This window comes from Streptomyces sp. NPDC043996, from assembly GCF_056435225.1.
Map to the genome: position 1 here is coordinate 716,132 of NZ_JBWKEY010000002.1, position 18,251 is coordinate 734,382.

At 73.2% G+C, this 18,251-nt stretch carries 18 protein-coding genes; 10 read left to right on the plus strand and 8 right to left on the minus strand.

Features of this window, described 5'->3' with window-relative positions:
- Positions 1-50: 50 nt before the first annotated feature.
- Together AC07A4_RS07140 and AC07A4_RS07145 are read right to left on the minus strand one after the other, a co-directional pair.
- Positions 51-296: a hypothetical protein gene (locus AC07A4_RS07140; protein ID WP_478594109.1), complete on the minus strand. Its 246-nt coding sequence runs from the start codon at positions 294-296 to the stop codon at positions 51-53.
- Between the two features lie 141 nt (positions 297-437).
- Positions 438-845 (minus strand): XRE family transcriptional regulator, encoded by a 408-nt coding sequence (locus tag AC07A4_RS07145; RefSeq protein WP_478594112.1) that lies wholly within the window; start codon positions 843-845, stop codon positions 438-440.
- A gap of 304 nt (positions 846-1,149) precedes the next feature.
- Between AC07A4_RS07145 and AC07A4_RS07150 the strand changes: the two genes are divergently transcribed.
- A complete protein-coding gene (locus AC07A4_RS07150) occupies positions 1,150-1,278 on the plus strand; it encodes a hypothetical protein (protein WP_478594114.1) in 129 nt (42 codons plus the stop codon).
- Between the two features lie 19 nt (positions 1,279-1,297).
- Here AC07A4_RS07150 and AC07A4_RS07155 read toward each other — a convergent pair whose 3' ends face one another.
- Complete coding sequence (locus AC07A4_RS07155) at positions 1,298-4,225, minus strand: FAD-binding and (Fe-S)-binding domain-containing protein (protein ID WP_478594117.1); 2,928 nt, start codon at positions 4,223-4,225, stop codon at positions 1,298-1,300.
- Between the two features lie 113 nt (positions 4,226-4,338).
- A complete protein-coding gene (locus tag AC07A4_RS07160; RefSeq protein ID WP_478594120.1) occupies positions 4,339-5,505 on the minus strand; it encodes a pyridoxal-phosphate-dependent aminotransferase family protein in 1,167 nt (388 codons plus the stop codon).
- Between the two features lie 159 nt (positions 5,506-5,664).
- Here AC07A4_RS07160 and AC07A4_RS07165 point away from each other — a divergent pair, with 159 nt between their 5' ends.
- Complete coding sequence (locus AC07A4_RS07165; RefSeq protein ID WP_478594123.1) at positions 5,665-6,423, plus strand: IclR family transcriptional regulator; 759 nt, start codon at positions 5,665-5,667, stop codon at positions 6,421-6,423.
- A 244-nt stretch (positions 6,424-6,667) separates the two neighbouring features.
- Complete coding sequence (locus tag AC07A4_RS07170) at positions 6,668-8,053, plus strand: SLC13 family permease (protein ID WP_478594126.1); 1,386 nt, start codon at positions 6,668-6,670, stop codon at positions 8,051-8,053.
- 25 nt (positions 8,054-8,078) lie between these two features.
- Here the strand turns inward: AC07A4_RS07170 and AC07A4_RS07175 are convergent, their stop codons facing one another.
- Complete coding sequence (locus tag AC07A4_RS07175) at positions 8,079-8,708, minus strand: hypothetical protein (RefSeq protein WP_478594129.1); 630 nt, start codon at positions 8,706-8,708, stop codon at positions 8,079-8,081.
- Between the two features lie 560 nt (positions 8,709-9,268).
- Here AC07A4_RS07175 and AC07A4_RS07180 point away from each other — a divergent pair.
- From AC07A4_RS07180 to AC07A4_RS07195, 4 genes are all read left to right on the plus strand, one after another.
- Positions 9,269-10,420 (plus strand): LLM class flavin-dependent oxidoreductase, encoded by a 1,152-nt coding sequence (locus AC07A4_RS07180; protein ID WP_478594132.1) that lies wholly within the window; start codon positions 9,269-9,271, stop codon positions 10,418-10,420.
- Complete coding sequence (locus AC07A4_RS07185; RefSeq protein ID WP_478594135.1) at positions 10,417-11,409, plus strand: amino acid ABC transporter permease; 993 nt, start codon at positions 10,417-10,419, stop codon at positions 11,407-11,409. The genes AC07A4_RS07180 and AC07A4_RS07185 overlap by 4 nt, the downstream gene beginning before the upstream one ends.
- A complete protein-coding gene (locus AC07A4_RS07190) occupies positions 11,406-12,176 on the plus strand; it encodes an amino acid ABC transporter ATP-binding protein (RefSeq protein ID WP_478594137.1) in 771 nt (256 codons plus the stop codon). The genes AC07A4_RS07185 and AC07A4_RS07190 overlap by 4 nt, the downstream gene beginning before the upstream one ends.
- 95 nt (positions 12,177-12,271) lie before the next feature.
- Positions 12,272-13,267, plus strand: coding sequence for an ABC transporter substrate-binding protein (locus AC07A4_RS07195; RefSeq protein WP_478594140.1), 996 nt, complete (start codon positions 12,272-12,274; stop codon positions 13,265-13,267).
- 27 nt (positions 13,268-13,294) lie between these two features.
- Here the strand turns inward: AC07A4_RS07195 and AC07A4_RS07200 are convergent, their stop codons facing one another.
- Positions 13,295-14,236, minus strand: a complete 942-nt coding sequence (locus AC07A4_RS07200) for a substrate-binding domain-containing protein (RefSeq protein ID WP_478594142.1) — start codon at positions 14,234-14,236, stop codon at positions 13,295-13,297.
- 420 nt (positions 14,237-14,656) lie between these two features.
- Between AC07A4_RS07200 and AC07A4_RS07205 the strand changes: the two genes are divergently transcribed.
- Complete coding sequence (locus AC07A4_RS07205; protein ID WP_478594144.1) at positions 14,657-15,181, plus strand: flavin reductase family protein; 525 nt, start codon at positions 14,657-14,659, stop codon at positions 15,179-15,181.
- A gap of 44 nt (positions 15,182-15,225) precedes the next feature.
- On the opposite strand, the gene AC07A4_RS07210 is transcribed toward AC07A4_RS07205, so the two are convergent.
- Entirely contained in the window at positions 15,226-15,933 is a 708-nt protein-coding gene (locus tag AC07A4_RS07210) for an NAD(P)-dependent oxidoreductase (RefSeq protein ID WP_478594147.1), read from the minus strand.
- Between the two features lie 133 nt (positions 15,934-16,066).
- Here AC07A4_RS07210 and AC07A4_RS07215 point away from each other — a divergent pair, with 133 nt between their 5' ends.
- The gene (locus tag AC07A4_RS07215; protein WP_478594150.1) at positions 16,067-16,864 is read left to right on the plus strand and encodes a TetR/AcrR family transcriptional regulator; all 798 of its coding nucleotides are present in this window, start codon (positions 16,067-16,069) and stop codon (positions 16,862-16,864) included.
- 21 nt (positions 16,865-16,885) lie between these two features.
- Here AC07A4_RS07215 and AC07A4_RS07220 read toward each other — a convergent pair whose 3' ends face one another.
- Positions 16,886-17,344 carry a nuclear transport factor 2 family protein gene (locus AC07A4_RS07220; RefSeq protein WP_478594153.1) on the minus strand — a complete coding sequence of 153 codons (459 nt, stop codon included), beginning with the start codon at positions 17,342-17,344 and terminating at the stop codon, positions 16,886-16,888.
- A gap of 249 nt (positions 17,345-17,593) precedes the next feature.
- On the opposite strand from AC07A4_RS07220, the gene AC07A4_RS07225 reads away from it, so the two are divergent.
- The gene (locus AC07A4_RS07225) at positions 17,594-18,163 is read left to right on the plus strand and encodes a TetR/AcrR family transcriptional regulator (protein ID WP_478594156.1); all 570 of its coding nucleotides are present in this window, start codon (positions 17,594-17,596) and stop codon (positions 18,161-18,163) included.
- The last annotated feature ends 88 nt before the right edge of the window (positions 18,164-18,251 follow it).

Consider the following 18,251-nt stretch of genomic DNA (forward strand, 5'->3'; position numbering starts at 1 on the left):
TTCGGCGCGCGGGTGGGGAACAGGCGTGCGCCGTGGCGGGCGGTGGTGAACTAGTCCGCCTCGGGCGGCCAGTTCTGTCGCCACAGGCCGCGGCCCACGATGTGCTGGATCTCCCGCACGAACTCCTGGCGCGCCTGCTCCGACACGTGTCCGCGCACCACGAGCCAGGTGAACCGGCCCTGGCTCTCCACGGGGACCACGGCCCTGCCGCCCGGCAGCGAGTCCACGAACTCCATGTCGAACATCGCCAACGGCTCGCCCGGTTCATCGCGTCGCTGCGCGTCGTCGTCTGCCATCCCAGCCCCTCGCGGCCACATCCGTCACCGCCGCACGGCCACGGCCGTGCGCGGTGGCATCCGATTGCGCCCCCCAGGCGGCGGTCATCGACTGTGCCACACCATCCCCCCGGCGGCCAGGGGGAATCGCGGCGTGGCGCGCTACCCTGTGGCGCGCTCGCCGCGGGCGCGCCTGCGGGCGAACGTCTCGGCGATCTCGGCCAGTTGGCGCCGCTCGGCGTCCGACATCTCCTCGATGTGCGCGGCGAGCACCCGTGTGGTGCGGTCCTCGCTCCACACGTACGAGGTCATGCCGAGGAACTGGGCCGCCGCGGCCTCCTGGAGCACCCGCAGCGGCAGTTCGAGGCCGACCGCGAGGGCGCGCAGGAGCGCGGGCGGCGGGGCGTCGGTCGGGCGGCCCTTCTCCACCTTGGCGATCCAGCCGAAGCGGGCCTGCTCACCGGTCTCCGGGTCCAGGGACCGCGCCTCCAGCTCCCGGAGGCTGATGCCGAGCTCGGCCCTGCGCTCGCGCACGAGGTCGTTGAAGTCCGTCCGCTCGTGCTCGCCCATGAGGCCCATCCCGCCCGCCTGTCGCCGTACGCCTGCCCATGCCTACGCCACGCGCCGCGGATACGCCATCCCCCACCGGCCCCGATACGAATCCGCAAAGCGCTGTGCGTTCGCGTAGACGTCCTGTATACGAGAAGACCTCAGCCGGGGAGCAGTCAACGCCGAAGGAAACGTCATGCCGTGGGCACGATTCGATGAACGGTTCCCGTGGAATTGGAGGGTCCGGTTTCTGTCCGACGGGGCCTTCCGTCTCTATGTCTCCGCGATCTGCTGGTCGGCGGGGAACACGGCCGGGGGTGTGATCATGCCCGCGGAGCTGAGACACGTGGTCGACACCCGGGCGCCGCGGCGGCAGGCCGAGGAGCTCGTCGCGGCCGAGCTGTTCGAGGAGCTCCCCGGCGGCGGCTGGCGCATCCGCGACTACCACGACTAGGGCCCTTGGGCCCCGGTGGTCACAGGGCCTCGCGCAGCAGCTGCACCGGGTGCCACGCGGTGCGCTCGGTGCCGTGGAAGATCTGCTGGCGGCAGGAGGCGCCGGTGGCGACGACGACGGTGTCGGGGGACGCGGCCCGCACGGCGGGGAAGAGGCGGTCGTCCCCCACGGTCATCGAGAGGTCGTAGTGCTCGGACTCGAAGCCGAAGGAGCCCGCCATGCCGCAGCAGCCCGCGTCTAGTTCGGTGACCTCCACGCCGGGGATGCGGCGCAGCAGGGCCATGGTCGCCGCCGTGCCGACCTCCGCCTTCTGGTGGCAGTGCCCGTGGTAGAGAAGGGTGCGGCCGTGCAGCCAGGAGTCGGGGCGCAGGGTGAGGCGGCCGTCGTCGAGGGCGTCGCCGAGCAGTTCCTCCAGCTGGCGCACCCGGGCGGTGACGGCCTCGCGGGCCGAGTCCTGGGGCAGCAGCGCGCGGTGTTCGTCGCGCAGGGTCATCAGGCAGGAGGGTTCGCAGCCGGTGATGGGGGCGTCGGGCGGGGTGGTCTCGGTGAGCCGGTGGACGAGCTGGAAGGCCTTGTCGCCGGCGTCGTCGAGGAGGCCCTTGGAGAGGCTTGAGCGTCCGCAGCAGCCGCCGCTCTCCAGGTGGACGGCCCATCCGGCGCGTTCGAGGAGTTCCACGGCGGCCTGGCCGATCTCCGGTTCGGTGTACGTGGTGAAGGAGTCGGCGAGCAGGACCACGGTGCCCTGGGCGGCGTCGGGCGCGGCGGGCGCCCGGCGGCTGAACCAGCGCACCAGGTTGCGCCGTCGGTAGCCGGGCAGCGGGCGGTGCGGGGTGATGCCGAGGGTGCGGTCGAGGAGGCGGCGCAGGAGCGGAATACGGCCGGGCAGGTTGGACAGCGGGGCGGTGGCCGAGCCGAGGCGGTTGAGCGCGCGGATCGATCCGAAGACTCGTGAGCGCAGCGGGATGCCGTGCTCGTCGTGGTGGTGGGCGAGCGCCTCCGCCTTGAGCGATGCCATGTCCACACCCAGGGGGCACTCGCTCTTGCAGGCCTTGCACATCAGGCACAGGTCGAGGACCTCGTGCAGGCGCTCGTCGCCGAGCGCGGCGTGCGGGTCGGGCGCGGAGAGCGCCTGGACGAGGGCGCCCGCGCGGCCGCGGGTGGAGTCCTCCTCGTTGCGCGTCGCCATGTACGAGGGGCACATGGCGCCGGTGCCCGACTTGCGGCACAGGCCGATGTTCATGCAGCGGTCGGCGGCCGCCCGCATGCCGCCGGACACCTCGAAGTCGAGCCGGGTGCGCAGGCCGGGGGCGGGCGGCAGGGCCGCGTCGCGCAGGTGCTCGGTCATCGCGGGCGCGTCGACGATCTTGCCGGGGTTCAGCCGGTTGCCGGGGTCGAAGACGCCCTTGACCCGGCGCATCGCCTCGTACAGCTCGTCGCCGAAGAGCGCGCGGTTGAACTCACTGCGGGCCAGGCCGTCGCCGTGCTCGCTGGAGTTGACGCCGCCGTACTCGGTGACCAGGTCCTTGATCTCCTCGGCGACGTCGCGCATGGTCTGCCGCTGGGCGGGGTCGGTGACGTCGAGGAAGGGCCGGATGTGCAGACAGCCGACCGAGCAGTGGCCGTAGAAGCCCGCGGTGAGGCCGTGGCGGTCGAGCACTTTCTTCAGGCGGGCGGTGTAGGCGGGCAGGTGGACGGGGTCGACGGCGGTGTCCTCGATGAACGCCAGGGGGCGCTTGGTGCCCTCGCTCGCGGCCATCAGGAGCCCGAGGCTCGACTTGCGCACCTTCATCAGGGCGGCCTGGTCGGCGGGGCTGACGGCCTTGAGGGTGTGGTAGCCGTGGCCGTGGCGCTTCCACAGGGACGTCAACCGGTCCAGGCTGCCGAGGATTTCGCGCTCGTCGTCGCCGGTGAACGACACGAAGAGCAGGGCGTCCGGGTCGCCTTCGAGGACCGCGGACAGGGAGGCGTACTCGATCTTCTGCCGGGACAGATCGAGGATGGTGCGGTCCATCAGCTCGACGGCGGCCGGGTCGCAGGCGAGTGCGTCCTGGGTGGCCTCGATGGCTCCGGCGACGGAGGTGAAGTGCCCGACGGCGAACACCGTCAGGGCGGGCTTCGGCACCAGGTCGACGAGCGCCCGGGTGGTGATGGCGAGGGTGCCCTCGGAGCCGACGACGAACTTCGCCAGGTCGAAGGGGGCGTCCTCGCGGGCCAGGCGGTCGAGCCGGTAGCCGCCCGCGCGCCGCCAGTGCTGGGGGAACCCGGCGGCGATGGCGTCGGCGTGGGCGGCGACGAGCGCGGGCAGCTCGCGGTGGACGCGCCCGTCGAGGGTGGCGCGCGCGGCCCGGGCCGCGTGCTCCTCGGCGGTGAGGGGGGCCAGGTGGGCGGTGGTGGCGTCGGCGAGCACCACGTCGAGGGCGCGCACGTGGTCGATGGTCATGCCGTAGCGCAGGGAGCCGCTGCCCGCGGAGTTGTTGCCGACCATGCCGCCGATGGTGGCGCGGTTGCTGGTGGAGGTGTCGGGCCCGAACATCAGGCCGTGCGGGGCGGCGGCGCGGTTCAACTGGTCCTGGACGACGCCGGGTTCGACGAGGGCGGTGCGGCCCTCCGGTTCGAGGGCGACGATGCGGCGCATATGCCGGGAGAGGTCCATGACGATGCCGGGTCCCGTGGTCTGCCCGGCGAGGCTCGTGCCCGCGCCGCGCGGGACCACGGACACGTCGTGTGCGGCGGCCGCGGCGACGACGGCCTGGACGTCGTCGGCGTGGCGGGGGAAGACGACGCCGAGCGGGGTGATGGCGTACATGCTGGCGTCGCGGGCGAACAGATGGCGGCTCACGTCGTCGAACATGACCTCGCCGTCGAGGTCGGCACGGAGCCGCCGGGCGAGGTCGCCGCCGCGTTCGTCCCGCTCGGCTGCTGTTCTCTCGGTGCTTGATGACGTCATACGACACGCTCCTGGGGGCGAAGGGGCCATGGGGCGGCCGGAGTCGGCCGGGCGGAAGGGGCGGGCGCCGGGCCCGGGCGCCCCCGAGGGGGCCGGGCCCGCGGCCACCGGGATCAGGTGGTCCGCAGGTGGTCGAGCGCCGCCGCGAGCCCCTCGGAGCCGACCGGGACCCCGGCGAGTTCGAGCCCCATCTGCACCCCGGCGAGGGTGCCCGCGAGGGTGAGGTCGTTGAAGTGGCCGAGGTGGCCGATGCGGAACACCTTGCCCGCGAGCCGTCCGAGGCCGGTGCCGAGCGACATGTCGAACCGCTCGAGGACGATCTTCCGTACGGCGTCGGCGTCCTGGCCGTCCGCCAGGAGCACGGCGGTCAGCGACCCCGAGTGCTCGCGGTCGTCGGCGCACAGCACCTCAAGGCCCCAGCCGCGCACGGCGGCGCGGGTGGCGGCGGCGTGCCGCGCGTGCCGGGCCCAGACCTGTTCGAGCCCTTCCTCGGCCAGCATGCGCAGCGCTTCGTCGAGTCCGTACAGGAGGTTGGTGGCGGGGGTGTACGGGAAGAACCCGGCGGCGTTCGCGTCGAGGATCGGCCGCCAGTCCCAGAAGGACCGGGGCAGTGCGGCGGTGCGGGAGGCCTCGAGGGCCTTGGCGCTGACGGCGTTGAAGCCGAGGCCGGGCGGCAGCATCAGGCCCTTCTGCGAGCCGGTGACGGTCACGTCGACGCCCCACGCGTCGTGGCGGTACTCGATCGAGGCGAGCGAGGAGACCGTGTCGACGAGGAGCAGCGCGGGGTGGCCCGCGGCGTCGAGGGCGGCGCGGATCTCCGGGACGCGGCTGGTGACGCCGGTGGACGTCTCGTTGTGGACGACGCAGACGGCCTTGACGCGGTGGGCGATGTCGGCGGTGAGGCGTTCGAGGGCGGCCTCCGGGGAGGCTCCGTGGCGCCAGTCGCCGGGGACGAACTCCACCTCCAGGCCCAGGGATTGGGCCATGTCCCGCCACAGGGTGGCGAAGTGGCCGGTCTCGAAGCACAGCACGCGGTCCCCGGGGCTGAGCGTGTTCACCAGGGCGCCCTCCCAGGCGCCAGTGCCCGACGAGGGATAGACGACCACCGGGGCCTTGGTGCCGAAGACGGGCCCGAGGCCGTCGAGCACCCGGCGGGCGAGCCCGGCGAACTCCGGGCCCCGGTGGTCGAGGGTGGGCGCGGCCATGGCGCGCAGGACCCGGTCGGGAACGTTGGTGGGGCCGGGGATCTGAAGGAAGTGACGTCCGGTCCTGACGGTCATCGCGCGAATCTCCCCTTCACACTTGTGCCGTGATACGGCACGTCGTATCGTGGTGCGGCACGTCGCAGCATAGGGTCGGCCCTCGACGGCGGTCAACGGTGCTGCGCGGGCGCCGACTTCGGGACCAGCCCGATGCCAAGCCCCCGGGGGGTCCGTCCGATGCAGAACGTCCTCAACGCCCTGCGCGTCCTGGAGGAGCTCGCGGCGCGCCAGCCCGTCGGCGTCGGCGAGCTGGCGCGGGCCATGGAGCTGCCCAAGAGCACGGTGCAGCGCGCGCTCGGCACGCTGCACACCGCGGGCTGGATCAGACAGACCCCCGCCCCGCCCACCCGCTGGACCCTCACCACCAAGGCCCTGCTCGTCGGGCGCCAGGCCACCGGCGAGCTGGGGCTGCGGGACGTGGCGGTGCCGGTGATGGAGGAGCTGCGCCGCGCCGTCGACGAGACGGTGCACCTGGCGGTGCCGGAGGGCGACCGGATCGTGCTCGTGGAGCGCCTGGAGACCAACCAGCCGGTGCGGATCGTGCTTCCGCTCGGCCAGCAGCTGTCCGGCCACGCCTCCGCCAACGGCAAGGCGATCCTCGCCGCCCGCTCCCCCGAGGCCATCGAGCGGTACGTCACGGGCGGGCTCACCCGCTTCACCGGCGCGACCATCGGCGACCCGGAGGCGCTGCGGGCCGAACTGCTCGCGGTCCGCGCCCGTGGCTACGCCCTCAACCAGGGCGAATGGCGCGAGGACGTGGCCGCGGTGGCCGCCGCGGTGCTCGGCCCCGACGCCACCCCCGTCGCCAGCGTGAGCATCAACATGCCCGCGAGCCGCTGCGACCGCGCCCGCCTGGACGCGCTGGGGGCCCATGTGGCCCGGGCGGCCCGGGAGATCAGCACGTCACTGGGGTACGAGGAACCGCGCACCGCCTGACCGCCAGCGCGGCGATGCCTCCGCACCCCCTTGACGGGGCGTGACGCGCGCCACATACTCGCCAGCGTTGCCAAGGGAGTTCCATATAGCGGAACTCCAAGTCCGTGTTGCGGATATTCGGTTCTGGCGCGCCCGCTCCCCCACGACACCCTCCGGGCCGCTCCCGCATGCCCGCACACGCACTCACCTCCGCCCGCAACACGGCCGCCCAACGCCGGCCGCAGCCCGAAGGCGAGGACGTGTCATGTCAGACCATCTCATCGCGATCGGCGCCCTGGTGCTCGTCTTCGCCATCGCGACCTTCACCTCCGTCCATATGGGGGCGCTCGCCCTTGTCGCCGCGTTCGCCGTCGCCTCCAGCGTCGCCGACGAGAGCGCGGACGACGTGTTCGGGGGCTTCCCCGGGGACCTCTTCGTCGTCCTTGTGGGCGTCACCTTCCTGTTCGCCATAGCGAAGAACAACGGCACCATCGAGTGGCTGGTGCACGCCGCGACCCGGGCGGTGGGGGGCCGTATCGCGCTCATCCCCTGGGTCATGTTCCTCATCACGGCCGCCCTCACCGCCGTCGGCGCGGTCGTGCCCGCCGCCGTGGGCGTCATCGCGCCCATCGGCATGAGCTTCTGCGTCCGCTACCGCATCAGCCCGCTCCTGATGGGCCTGCTCGTGGCCAACGGCGGCTGCGCGGGCGGCTTCTCCCCGGCCAGCGTCTACGGCTCCATCACCAACGGCGTCGTCGAACGCAACGACCTGCCCAGCGACCCGGCGCTCCTTTTCGCCATGACGTTCCTGTTCAGCGTCGTCCTCAGCGGGGTCGCGTACGTCATGTTCGGCGGCCGGAGCCTGATCGGGCGCCGGGCCACGGACCCGGACGTCGCCGAACTCTCCAACGACGACGACGGCGGCACGGCCGCGCCAGGCGGACCGGGCGGGCCGGGCAAGCCGGGCGGACCGGAGACGGCGGGCGATCCGGGGGCGGCGGGTGCCACCACCACGGCCGTCGTCGCCTCCGCGACGCCCGGGATCGCGCTGCGCCTCGACCGCTCCCGGACCCTGACCCTGCTCGGGCTGCTCGGCATGATCGCCGGTGCCCTCTTCCTCGACTACAACGTCGGCCTGATGGCCCTGACCGTCGTGGTCGTCCTCACCATCGTCGACCCCGACGCGGCCAAGGGCGCGGTCGAGCGCTGCGCCTGGTCGACGGTCCTGCTGGTGTGCGGTGTCGTCACGTTCGTCGGCGTGATGGAACGCATGGGCACCATCGAGTGGCTCGGCGACAGCGTCGCGAAGATCGACTCCCCGCTCGTCGGCGCCCTGCTCATCTGTCTCGTCGGCGCCCTGGTGTCCGCGTTCGCCTCCACCACCGGCATCCTCGGCGCCCTGATCCCGCTGGCCGTGCCCTTCCTCCTGGACGGCCAGGTCAGCGCGATCGGCCTGATCATCGCGCTCGCCATCTCCTCGTCGGTGGTCGACTCCTCGCCGCTGTCCACCAGCGGCGCCCTGGTCACCGCCAACTCCCCCGAGGAGGCTCGCCCCCAGGTGTTCAGCGCCCTCATGAAGTGGGGCCTGTCCATGGCCCTGGTGGCACCGCTCGCCACCTGGGCGCTGTTCGTGGTGCCGGGGCAGCTGTAGCGGTCCTCGTACCGGCGGTGTCCGTCTACAGGTACGGCAGGACGAAGTCGTACCCCGCCCTGCGGTGGGCGGCGCCCGCCGGGCAGACGCCGTCGGTCGGGTAACCGTAGAAGAACATGCCGTAGCACTTGTCGCAGAAGCGCCAGTTGCGCTGCGACTTGCCGTTCTCGGGAATGTCGTGCGGCAGCACGAAGTCGTACCCCGCCTGGCTGTGCGCGCCGCCCGTGGGACAGCGGCCGTCGGTCGGATAGCCGTAGAAGAACATGCCGTAACACTTCGTGCAGAAGCGCCAGTTGCGCTGCGCGGTGGGTGTCTCCGGCACGTCGTGCGGGAGGAAGAAGTTGTATCCGGCCGAGTCGTGCCCGCCGCCCGCCGGGCACGCGCCGTCCGACGGGTAGCCGCGGAAGAACAGGCCGTAGCACTTCACGCAGAACCGCCAGTCCGCCTGACTCCCACGGGCCGACGCGGGGCCCCGCTGCCGCTCCGCCGCGGCGGCGGGACCGGCGAGCGCACCGGAGAGCGCGACGGCGCCCGCCGCGCCCGCGGTCGCCTTCAGCACCGTGATCAGCATGGCGCGCCGGTCCGGGTGCTCGGTGTCGCCGTCCCGCGACGTCCCCGCCTTCGGCTGTCTCAGGTCCATGCGCGACTGGTCCATGGGTGACTCCTCCGCTCCGACGGGCCCGCCACCACGGATCGCGGGAACCGGCGCCCGCGGGACGGGACTTCAAGGGCTCGCTCCCGGCGCCGGGAACTCCTGCCGCGCGCCGGGGCGGCCCTCACTCTGCCCCGCGCCCCGGCCCGCCGCCACCGCGGTTCCGCTGAGCGGAACCCAGCGGGCGCACGCGTGCGGGCGCGGCCCTGCGACACCCGTGTGAACACCGTGTGGCAACGCCCCCGCGGCCTCCCGGCTCCCGTTGACGCGCTCGAAAGTCCGGTGCTCAACTGTTCGCATGCCGTCCTCGCCGCCGCCGCTGTTCTCTCGCGGCCACATCGACCTCTGTCGGGTGTGGTCGGCGGCGTGTCCTGGCGTGGACGCGTTGTCTGGCGTGGGCGCCTTCAGCCGCTGATCGGCCCTTCGGGCCTCGTCCTCAATCGCCGGACGGGCTTGATCTCGCTCCTGCCCGTCGGCCCGCTCACCCTCGTAAGCCCTTCGGGCTTTGTCCTCAATCGCCGGACGGGCTTGATCTTCCTCACCCCTGCACGAAAGGCCCTGCCATGCCCGTGGAGTTCCTCGGTATCGCCGCGACCAACGACGGGTCGGAGACTCGGTCGCGCTCCGGTGCCGCCTTCGACAAGCAGTACACGCTGCGGCTCGCCCGGGCCCATGAGGACCACGGGTGGGACCGGGTCCTTTTCGCCTACGGCTCCGGATCGCCGGTCCCCGCGGCCGCCGCCGGGTATCTCGCGGCCAAGGTCGACACGCTCCAGATCCTGCTCGCGCACCGGCCGAACGTGTCGTACCCGACGTACGCCGCGCGGACGTTCGCGACGCTCGACCAGATCAGCGACGGGCGCCTCACCGTCCACTTCATCACCGGCGGCAACGACCACGAGCAGCGCCGCGAGGGCGACACGCTCACCAAGGACGAGCGGTACGCCCGGACCCGCGAGTACATCGAGATCGTCAAGAAGGTGTGGACGCGGCACGAGGCCTTCGACCACGAGGGCGCGTACTACCAGTTCCAGGACTTCGTCAGCGACGTCTTCCCGGTCGGACAGCCCCACCCCGGCGTGTCGTTCGGCGGCTCCTCGCCCGCGGCCTACGCGGCGGGCGGCGCCGAGGCGGACGTCTACTGCCTGTGGGGCGAGCCGCTCGCCCAGACCGCGCAGCAGATCGAGGAGGTCAGGCGGGCGGCCCGCGCCGCGGGGCGCGCGGACGTGCCGCGCGTCCAGGTGGCGTTCCGGCCCATCATCGCCCCGACCGAGGAACTGGCCTGGGAGAAGGCCCGCCGCACCGTGGGCGCCATCCGCGAACGCCGCACCGGCGGCGCGCCCCTGACGCGGCGTCACGCCACGGACGCGCCGGAGAACACCGGCTCCCAGCGGCTCATCGCCATCGCCGAACAGGGCGAGCGCTACGACCGCGCCCTGTGGACGCCGACGGCGGCCGCCACCGGCGGCGCGGGCAACTCCAACGCGCTCGTCGGCACCCCGGAGACGGTCGCCCAGGCGCTGCTCGACTACTACGACCTCGGCGTCGACATCCTGTCCGCACGGGGCTACGACCTGCTCGACGACGCGATCGACTTCGGCCGGTACGTCATCCCCCTCGTCCGCGAGGAGGTCGCGAAGCGGGAGCGGGACGGCGCCGAGCGCGGGCCCCAGACACTGGCGCGCACCCTCAGCGGCCTGGCGGTGGCGGGATGACCTCCGCCGCACCGCCGTCGGCGGCGAAGACCGCCGCGCCCCCGGCCGAAGGACCCGCGCCGGAGGCCGCGGAGGAGCTGCGGGTCGTCCCCGTGCGCCACTACTGGCGGTGGGCCGCGGGCGCCGCGGTGCTCGTCCTGGCCGCCCAGTTCACCCACGGGCTCCTCACCAACCCCGCCTGGGAGTGGGAGGTCTTCTTCCGCTACCTGACCGCCGACAGCGTGCTGCGGGCGGTGTGGGTGACGCTCCAGCTGACGGTGTACGGCACGGCGCTCGGCTTCGCGCTCGGCCTTCTCCTGGCCCTCATGCGCCTCTCGCGCAGCCCGCTGCTCGCGGGCGTGGCCTGGGTCTACGTCTGGGCGTTCCGCTCGATTCCGCTGATCGTGCAGCTGCTCTTCTGGTTCAACCTGGCCTATCTGTACGAGGAGTTGGGGATCGGCGTCCCCTTCGGCCCGGTGCTGTGGAGCTTCGGCACGCTGCACCTCGTCGGGGCCATGTCCGCCGCCGTCATCGGGCTCGCCCTGCACCAGGCCGCGTACGCCGCGGAGATCCTGCGCGGCGGCTTCCTCGCCGTCGATCCCGGGCAGCTGGAGGCGGCGGCCGCGCTCGGCATCCCCCGCTCGCGGCAGCTGCGCCGGATCGTGCTGCCGCAGGCGATGCGCTCCGTCCTGCCGAACGCCGCCAACGAGATCGTCTCCCTCTTCAAGGGCACCTCAATCGTCTCGGTGATGGCGATCGGCGAGCTGTTCTACCAGGTGCAGGTGGTCTACGGCCGCAACGGCCGGGTGGTGCCGCTGCTGATGGTCGCCACCGCCTGGTACGTCGTCCTCACCACCGTCTTGTCCATCGTCCAGTACTACGTGGAGCGGCACTTCGCCCGCGGCTTGGACCGCACGCCCCCGCCCACACCCCTGCAGCGCGCCCGCGCCTTCGCCCGCGCCCTCACATCCTCGCCCCGGCACCTCGCACCCCTGACGGAGAAACGATGAGCACCTCCCCCGTGATGGTCGACGTCCGCGGCGTCCACAAGAGCTTCGGCCCCCACGAGGTGCTGCGCGGCATCGACCTCCAGGTGCGCGCGGGCGAGGTCACCGTGATCATCGGCCCGTCCGGCTCCGGCAAGTCCACGCTGCTGCGCGCCATCAACCACCTGGAGAAGCTGGGCCGGGGCTCCGTCACCATCGACGGCGAGCTGATCGGCTACCGGCGGCGCGGCGCCAAGCTGTACGAGCTGAGGGAGCGCGAGGTCCTGCGCCAGCGCACCCGCATCGGCTTCGTCTTCCAGAACTTCAACCTGTTCCCGCACCTGACGGTCTTGCAGAACATCACCGAGGCCCCCGTCTCGGCGCTGCGCCGCCCGCCCGCCGAGGCCAGGGAGCGGGCGCGCGCCCTGCTCGACCGGGTGGGCCTCGCGGACAAGGCCGACGCCTACCCCCGGCAGCTGTCCGGGGGCCAGCAGCAGCGCGTGGCCATCGCCCGCGCGCTCGCCCTCGACCCGCGGGTGCTGCTGTTCGACGAGCCGACGTCCGCCCTCGACCCGGAGCTGGTCGGCGAGGTCCTCGAGGTCATCAAGGACGTGGCCCGTGCCGGTACGACGATGATCGTGGTCACGCACGAGATCGGGTTCGCCCGTGAGGTCGCCGACACCGTGGTGTTCATGGACGACGGCGTGATCGTCGAGCAGGGCCCGCCCGGTGAGGTCCTCGACCGCCCCCGGCACGACCGCACCAAGGCCTTCCTCTCCAAGGTCCTTTAACCCGAGGTCCTTTAACCCGAGGTCCTTTAGCCCGCGCACGCCCGCCGCACCCCGACTCCCCTCGCTCGCCCTTCCCCTCCCCGAGGAGCACCGCCATGCCCGCCGCCGCGCCCGTAAACCGCCGTACCGCGCTCGCCCTCACCCTCGCCTCCGCCCTCGCCCTCACCACCGCCGCCTGCGGCGCGGCGGCCGACGAGGAGACGGGCCCGGCCGGGCGCGCGCGGCCCGGCGCCAAGGGCGCGAAGATCGATCTGAGTCCCGATCAGAACCGCGTCAGAGCCAAGAAGGTCGCCGCGATCGCCCGGCTCGTGCCCCGGGGCGTCCGCGAGCGCGGCACCCTCGAAGTGGTCGCGTCCGCCGGGTCCGTGCCCCCGCTGACGTTCTACGCCACCGACGACAAGACCGTCATCGGCGTGGAGACCGACATCGCGCAGCTCGTCGCGGACGTGCTCGGCCTGAAGGTCCGTGCGCACGCGGTCGACTGGGCGAACATCTTCGTCGGCCTGGACAGCGGCAAGTACGACGTCGGCTTCAGCAACATCACCGTCACCGAGGAGCGCAAGGAGAAGTACGACTTCGCCACCTACCGCCTGGACACCCTCGCCTTCGAGGCGAGGAAGGACCGCAGCTGGCGGGTCAGGGGCCCCAAGGACATGGCGGGCCGCACCATCGGCGTCTCCTCCGGCACCAACCAGGAGAAGCTGCTCGTGGACTGGAGCGCGCGGAACGTGGCGGCGGGCCGGAAGGCCACCGCGATCAAGTACTTCCAGAACACCAGCGACTACTACCTCGCGCTCGGCTCCGGCCGCATCGACGCCTATCTCGGCCCGAACCCCGTCGCCTCCTACCACGCGGCGAGCACCGGCCAGTCCGAGGTCATCGGCACCTTCTCCGGCGCGGGCGACCGGCTCCAGGGCAAGATCGCCGCCACCACGAAGAAGGACAACGGCCTCATCGAGGCGCTGCACAAGGCGCTCCAGCACCTCATCGACGACGGCTCCTACGCCAAGGTCCTCGCCCACTGGGGCCTGAAGGACGAATCCGTACGCGCCTCCGAACTCAACCCCAAGGGGCTGCCCAAGACGTCCTGAGACCCCGGGCCCCGAGCCGCCGGGGCCTCAGCACGCCTGCGGGTCGAGCAGGCCCCGGGCGGGGTCGAGGGCGGTGGCGAGGCCGCCGTCGTCGTCGGAGCGGTAGCGCAGGCGCAGGCCCAGCACGGTGTCCAGGGCGGCGCGGTCGGCGGCGCCGTCGGGCACGAGGCCGTCGGCGGGGTCCCGCAGCCGCGCGGCGTACCGGGCCGCGAGCCCGTCGGGCAGCGCGAGCGCGGCCCGCGTGTGCTCCAGGACGAGCGGGTCGAGCACCCCCGAGACGATAAGGCGTGACGTCTGGGTGAGCGCCGAGGTCAGCGCGTGCGCGGCCCGCGCGCGGTGCGGGCCCACGGCCGTGAGCACCGTGCCCAGGTAGGGACCGCACACCTCGGTGATCCCGGCGAGGCGCACCGCCCCCGCGGCCTCCGCGCGCAGGTCGCTGCCCGCGCCGAGGACGGTCGCCGCGCACCGCCCGTCGAGCAGCGCGGCCAGGCGCCGGGGCGTCGACCCCAGGGACACGACCTCGTAGTCCCCGGGCACGGCGGCACGGCCAGGGCCCACGCTCGGCGCCTTCAGGCCGAGGTGCTCCAGGGCCGCGTACAGGCCGAAGGCGAAGCCGGAGTCGGGGACGTCGACACCGGCGGCCGCGCCGCGCAGCTGATCGGGCCCGGTGACGCCGGGCGCCGCGTACACACCGAGCCCAAGGCCCCGGTCGAGGGCGGCGAGGATGCGGGCGTCACCGGTGCGGCCGAGCGGGTTGTCGGCCACGAAGCGGTACGCGATGACGTTGTCCGGGCTGGTGAACGCCGCGTCGAGGGAGCCGTCGAACAGCTCGCGGAACTGCGTGGGCGAGGACGCGATCGGCACCTCGGTGACGGTGAGGTGGTGCTGGTCGAAGAGCCCGGCGGCGCGGGCCACGCGCAGCAGGACGGACGGGCTGAACACGCCGACGGCGAGCGAGCGATGGCGCATGGACGCGCTCCTGGGCTCGGATGAGGAGTTCGCGGAAGGCACCGAGGGTCCTCAGGGCCTTCCATGTGTCATCGATTGTCGGGAGTCCGGCTCTCCCGGGACAAGGCACCAGTGCGACAAGAGGCCGTCGTACGCCGCGTGCGACGGCGGTCCCCGGCGGCGGCCTTCCCCGCCGTCAGGGACCGCCGCCCCGGCCCCTGACGGGGACGACGCCGTCGCCATCCGGCCAGAGCCCGGTGCGACAACCCCCGTGGCATATGCGCGAAACCGCTCGCGTTTCTCTCAGGCACCGCCAACTCCCGCACTTCCCCGCGCACTTACCGCTCCGTCAGTGGACGGAAGTCCGCAACGCTCCCGCCGGGACGGGCGCGGCCGTCACGCTGAAGGCGCCGATCCGCTCCCGTCCGGCTGGAGGCACCCGTGCCGCACGCGCCGTCCACTTCCGTCCACACGCACCGGGGCCTGGCCCCGGAGCTGTTCCTGCCGCTGGCCGCGTCGCTGCCCACGGGCGTGTGCGTCGTCACGAGCCTCGGCGTGTCCGGCTCCCCGGCGGGCATGACGTCCGGTGCCGTGTGCTCCCTGTCGCGCGAGCCGCCGCTGATGCTGGTCTGCATGGGCCGGCACTCCCGCACGCTGACGGCGGTCCTCGGGCACGGGGCGTTCTGCGTGAACGTCCTCTCGACGGAGGCGGCCGCCCTCTCGCAGCGCTTCGCGGGACACGGCGCGGACAAGTTCACCGGCGTCCACTGGCGCCCGGCCCGCAACGGCACGCCCGTGCTCACCGAGGGCACGGTGGCGTACGTGTCCTGCGAGGTGCTCCGGACCGTCGACGGCGGCGACCACACCCTCGTCATCGGCCTGGCCGTGGAGGGCGAGGACCGGCCAGGCGCGCTGCCGCTGCTCCACCACCGCAGGCGGTACGCGGGGCTGCGGGCCGAGTCCTGAGCGCCGCCGCGCGGTGGTCGCGGGCGTGGGGCGTGCGGCCGCCCTCAGTAGCCGATCGTGAAACGGCGCTGCACGAAGCGGGGCAGCTCCGCCTCGTCGATCAGGGCGACGGCCGCGTCCTCGGCCGAGATCCGGCTGCGGCCATCGGCGTCCACGACGGGCTGATCCCCGCCGACCCGGAAGCGCCCGGTGCGCTCGCCGGGGGCGATGTCCTCCGCCGGGCTGAAGTAGGTCCACAGCCGGTCCGAGGCCCGCAGGACGTTCAGGGCGTCGCGGTGGCCGCGCACCGCGGCCGCGTAGGCGCGGGGCAGGCCGACCTCGTCGAGGGTGGCGTGCAGGAGTTCGTCGGAGTCGGCGCGGACCACTCCGGGCGCGACCTCCAGGCTGCCCGCGCCGCCGATCACGATGAGCCGGGTGCGGGGGTGGGTGTGCAGCGCGGTGAGCAGGGACCGCGCCGCCGCCGCGTAGACGGAGGGGTCGTCGATCGACCGGCGCACGGTGTCCGCCATGTCCTTGGCGGCGTTGCCCGGCTGGAACCCGCTGATCAGCACGTCGAGCCCCGGCAGCGCGGCGGCGACGCTGCCCGGGTCCATGACGTCGACGCCCGCCCACGCGACGCGCTCCCTGCGCTCGTCGCGCCGGGCCCGGGCCGCGTCCCTGCTGAAGGCCGTGACGTGGTGCCCCCGGTCCAGCGCCTCGGTGACGACCCGGCTGCCGATGGTCCCGGTGGCTCCGATGACTCCGATGTGCATGGCTCTCCCCTGAGCGTGCGGATGTACGGCGCCCCCGATCGTGACGCCGTACAGAGACTATACGGCGTGAAGTTTTCGCACAGTGCGCCATTTCCGCACGGCGCGCACTAGGGGGACGCTGTAGAGTTCCCGCGTGACAGTCACGGGCGGCACGGGCAGCGCGAGCGGTACAGGCGGCACCAGCGGTGCGGGCGGGCCGCGCAGGGCAGGCGGCACGGGCGGCCGGGGACGGCGCGAGCGGCTGAGGGCCGAGACGACGGCCGAGATCAAGAGCGTGGCCCTGGAGCTGATGGCGTCGGGCGGGCCCGACGCCATCACGCTGCGGGCCATCGCCCGCGAGATGGGCATGACCGCCAACGCCATCTACGGCTACTTCGCGACGCGGGACGACCTCGTGACCACGCTGGTCAACGACGTGTACACCGCGCTGGCGGACGCGGTCGACGCCGCGTGGGAGCGGACCGCCGCCGAGGCCCCCGCGGCCCGCATCCGGGCGTGGGCCGAGGCGTTCCGGGACTGGTCCCTGGCCAACCCCGAGGGCTTCCGCCTCATCTACGGCGACCCCGTGCCCGGCTACCGGGCCCCGGACGGCGGGGCCGCCCCCGACGCGGCGCGCCGGGTGTGCACCGGCCTCACCGCACTGGCGGCCGCCGCCTGGCCCGAGGCGCGACACTGCCACGAGGGTGACGCCGACAGCGCCTTCGAGTGGTCCGACTTCGACCCCGGGCTCCTCGACAAGGTGCGCCCGGCCTTCCCCGAGCTGCCGCCCGCGGCGGTCGCCCTCGCCCTGCGCCTCTGGGGGCATCTGCACGGCCTCGTGTCCCTGGAGGTCTACGGCCATCTGCGCACCCAGACCTCCCGGCCCCAGAAGCTCTTCCGGTCGGAACTCGCCCAGCTGATCAGGGGGTTGGGCCTCAGCGACCGGGGCTGAGCACGGCCCGCCGGGCGCGTGTCACCGCAGCGGGAAGGGAACCCCTCGCTCGGCCGCGGGCCGGGGGCCGAACACGCGGCGCTCCTCCGCGGTGATCGGCACGTCGTTGATGCTGGCCTCGCGGCGGGCCATCAGCCCTTCCCCGGTGAACTCCCACAGCTCGTTGCCGTAGGCGCGCCACCACTGTCCGTCCGCGTCCCGGCACTCGTACTGGAACCGCACCGCGATCCGGTTGCCGTGGAAGTCCCAGAGCTCCTTGCGCAGCGCGTAGTCGCGCTCCCGGGACCACTTGTCGCGCAGGAAGTCCACGATCTCGGCCCGGCCGGTGACGAAGCGGTCGCGGTTGCGCCACACCGAATCCTCGGTGTACGCGAGCGCGACGCGCTCCGGGTCGCGCGTGTTCCACGCGTCCTCGGCCGCCTGCACCTTCTGCCGCGCCGTCTCCTCGTCGAACGGGGGGAACGGAGGACGTGACGTCATGCCTGGCTCCTTTCGCCTCACGGGGAGAACGTCCGTTCTCCCTCTCGGCCATCCTAGAGAACGATCGTTCTCTTCGGAAGGGGGGTGGGGTGCGGGCCGCGGCGGCCGCTCCGTAGCGCCGCGGGAAGGTCTCGCCCTGGAAGGCCATGCGGTGCCACACGGCGATGCGCCCGCTGAGGCCCGCCGTCCACCGGCCCGGGCGGGCAGCGGTACGGTGGACGCCCAGGTCAGCGAGGAGGGCTTTCGCCGATGGACAGCACAGTCGCCACGGAGCGGGCGTTGGACGCGGCCGAGCGGCTGTTCTACCAGCGTGGCGTCCAGTCCGTCGGCATGGACGACATCCGCACGGCGTCGGGCGTCTCCCTCAAGCGCCTCTACCAGCTGTTCCCCTCCAAGGAGCGGCTCGTGGAGGCCTATCTGGAGCGGCGGGACGTGTCCTGGCGCCAGCGCCTGGCCGAGCACGTCGAGCGGTACGAGGACCCCGAGCGGCGCGTCCTCGCGGTGTTCGACTGGCTGGGCGAGTGGTTCGCGGAGCCCGGCTTCCGCGGCTGCGCCTGGATCAACTCGTACGGCGAGCTCGGCGCCACCTCCGAGCCCGTGGCCCGCCAAGTGCGCCTGCACAAGACGGCGTTCAAGGACTATGTGTCCGGGCTCGTCGCGGCGGCGGACCTGCCCGGGGGCCTCGCCGAGCAGCTGTTCCTGCTGGCCGAGGGCGCGATGGTGACCGCCGGGATCACCCGCGCCGCCGATCCCGCCGCGCACGCGGCGCGGGCGGCGGGGCTGCTCGTCGACGCCTCGCGGCAGCCGAAGGCCTCCTGACCGCTCCCTGCCCGCGTCCAGGCGGTGTTCACGCGGCTGTGCGCGTGAGGGCGGGAGCGCGGGCATGCGCGCGGCCCGGCGCCCCGCC

Coding starts and splice junctions, on each gene's coding strand:
- AC07A4_RS07190 (WP_478594137.1), top strand. CDS start 11,406: ATGAGCACCTCCCCCGTGATGGTCGACGTCCGCGGCGTCCACAAGAGC.
- AC07A4_RS07160 (WP_478594120.1), bottom strand. CDS start 5,505: ATGACCGTCAGGACCGGACGTCACTTCCTTCAGATCCCCGGCCCCACC.
- AC07A4_RS07150 (WP_478594114.1), top strand. CDS start 1,150: ATGCCCGCGGAGCTGAGACACGTGGTCGACACCCGGGCGCCGCGGCGG.
- AC07A4_RS07195 (WP_478594140.1), top strand. CDS start 12,272: ATGCCCGCCGCCGCGCCCGTAAACCGCCGTACCGCGCTCGCCCTCACC.
- AC07A4_RS07140 (WP_478594109.1), bottom strand. CDS start 296: ATGGCAGACGACGACGCGCAGCGACGCGATGAACCGGGCGAGCCGTTG.
- AC07A4_RS07180 (WP_478594132.1), top strand. CDS start 9,269: ATGCCCGTGGAGTTCCTCGGTATCGCCGCGACCAACGACGGGTCGGAG.
- AC07A4_RS07165 (WP_478594123.1), top strand. CDS start 5,665: ATGCAGAACGTCCTCAACGCCCTGCGCGTCCTGGAGGAGCTCGCGGCG.
- AC07A4_RS07175 (WP_478594129.1), bottom strand. CDS start 8,708: ATGGACCAGTCGCGCATGGACCTGAGACAGCCGAAGGCGGGGACGTCG.
- AC07A4_RS07170 (WP_478594126.1), top strand. CDS start 6,668: ATGTCAGACCATCTCATCGCGATCGGCGCCCTGGTGCTCGTCTTCGCC.
- AC07A4_RS07200 (WP_478594142.1), bottom strand. CDS start 14,236: ATGCGCCATCGCTCGCTCGCCGTCGGCGTGTTCAGCCCGTCCGTCCTG.
- AC07A4_RS07225 (WP_478594156.1), top strand. CDS start 17,594: ATGGACAGCACAGTCGCCACGGAGCGGGCGTTGGACGCGGCCGAGCGG.
- AC07A4_RS07145 (WP_478594112.1), bottom strand. CDS start 845: ATGGGCGAGCACGAGCGGACGGACTTCAACGACCTCGTGCGCGAGCGC.
- AC07A4_RS07185 (WP_478594135.1), top strand. CDS start 10,417: ATGACCTCCGCCGCACCGCCGTCGGCGGCGAAGACCGCCGCGCCCCCG.
- AC07A4_RS07210 (WP_478594147.1), bottom strand. CDS start 15,933: ATGCACATCGGAGTCATCGGAGCCACCGGGACCATCGGCAGCCGGGTC.
- AC07A4_RS07155 (WP_478594117.1), bottom strand. CDS start 4,225: ATGACGTCATCAAGCACCGAGAGAACAGCAGCCGAGCGGGACGAACGC.
- AC07A4_RS07220 (WP_478594153.1), bottom strand. CDS start 17,344: ATGACGTCACGTCCTCCGTTCCCCCCGTTCGACGAGGAGACGGCGCGG.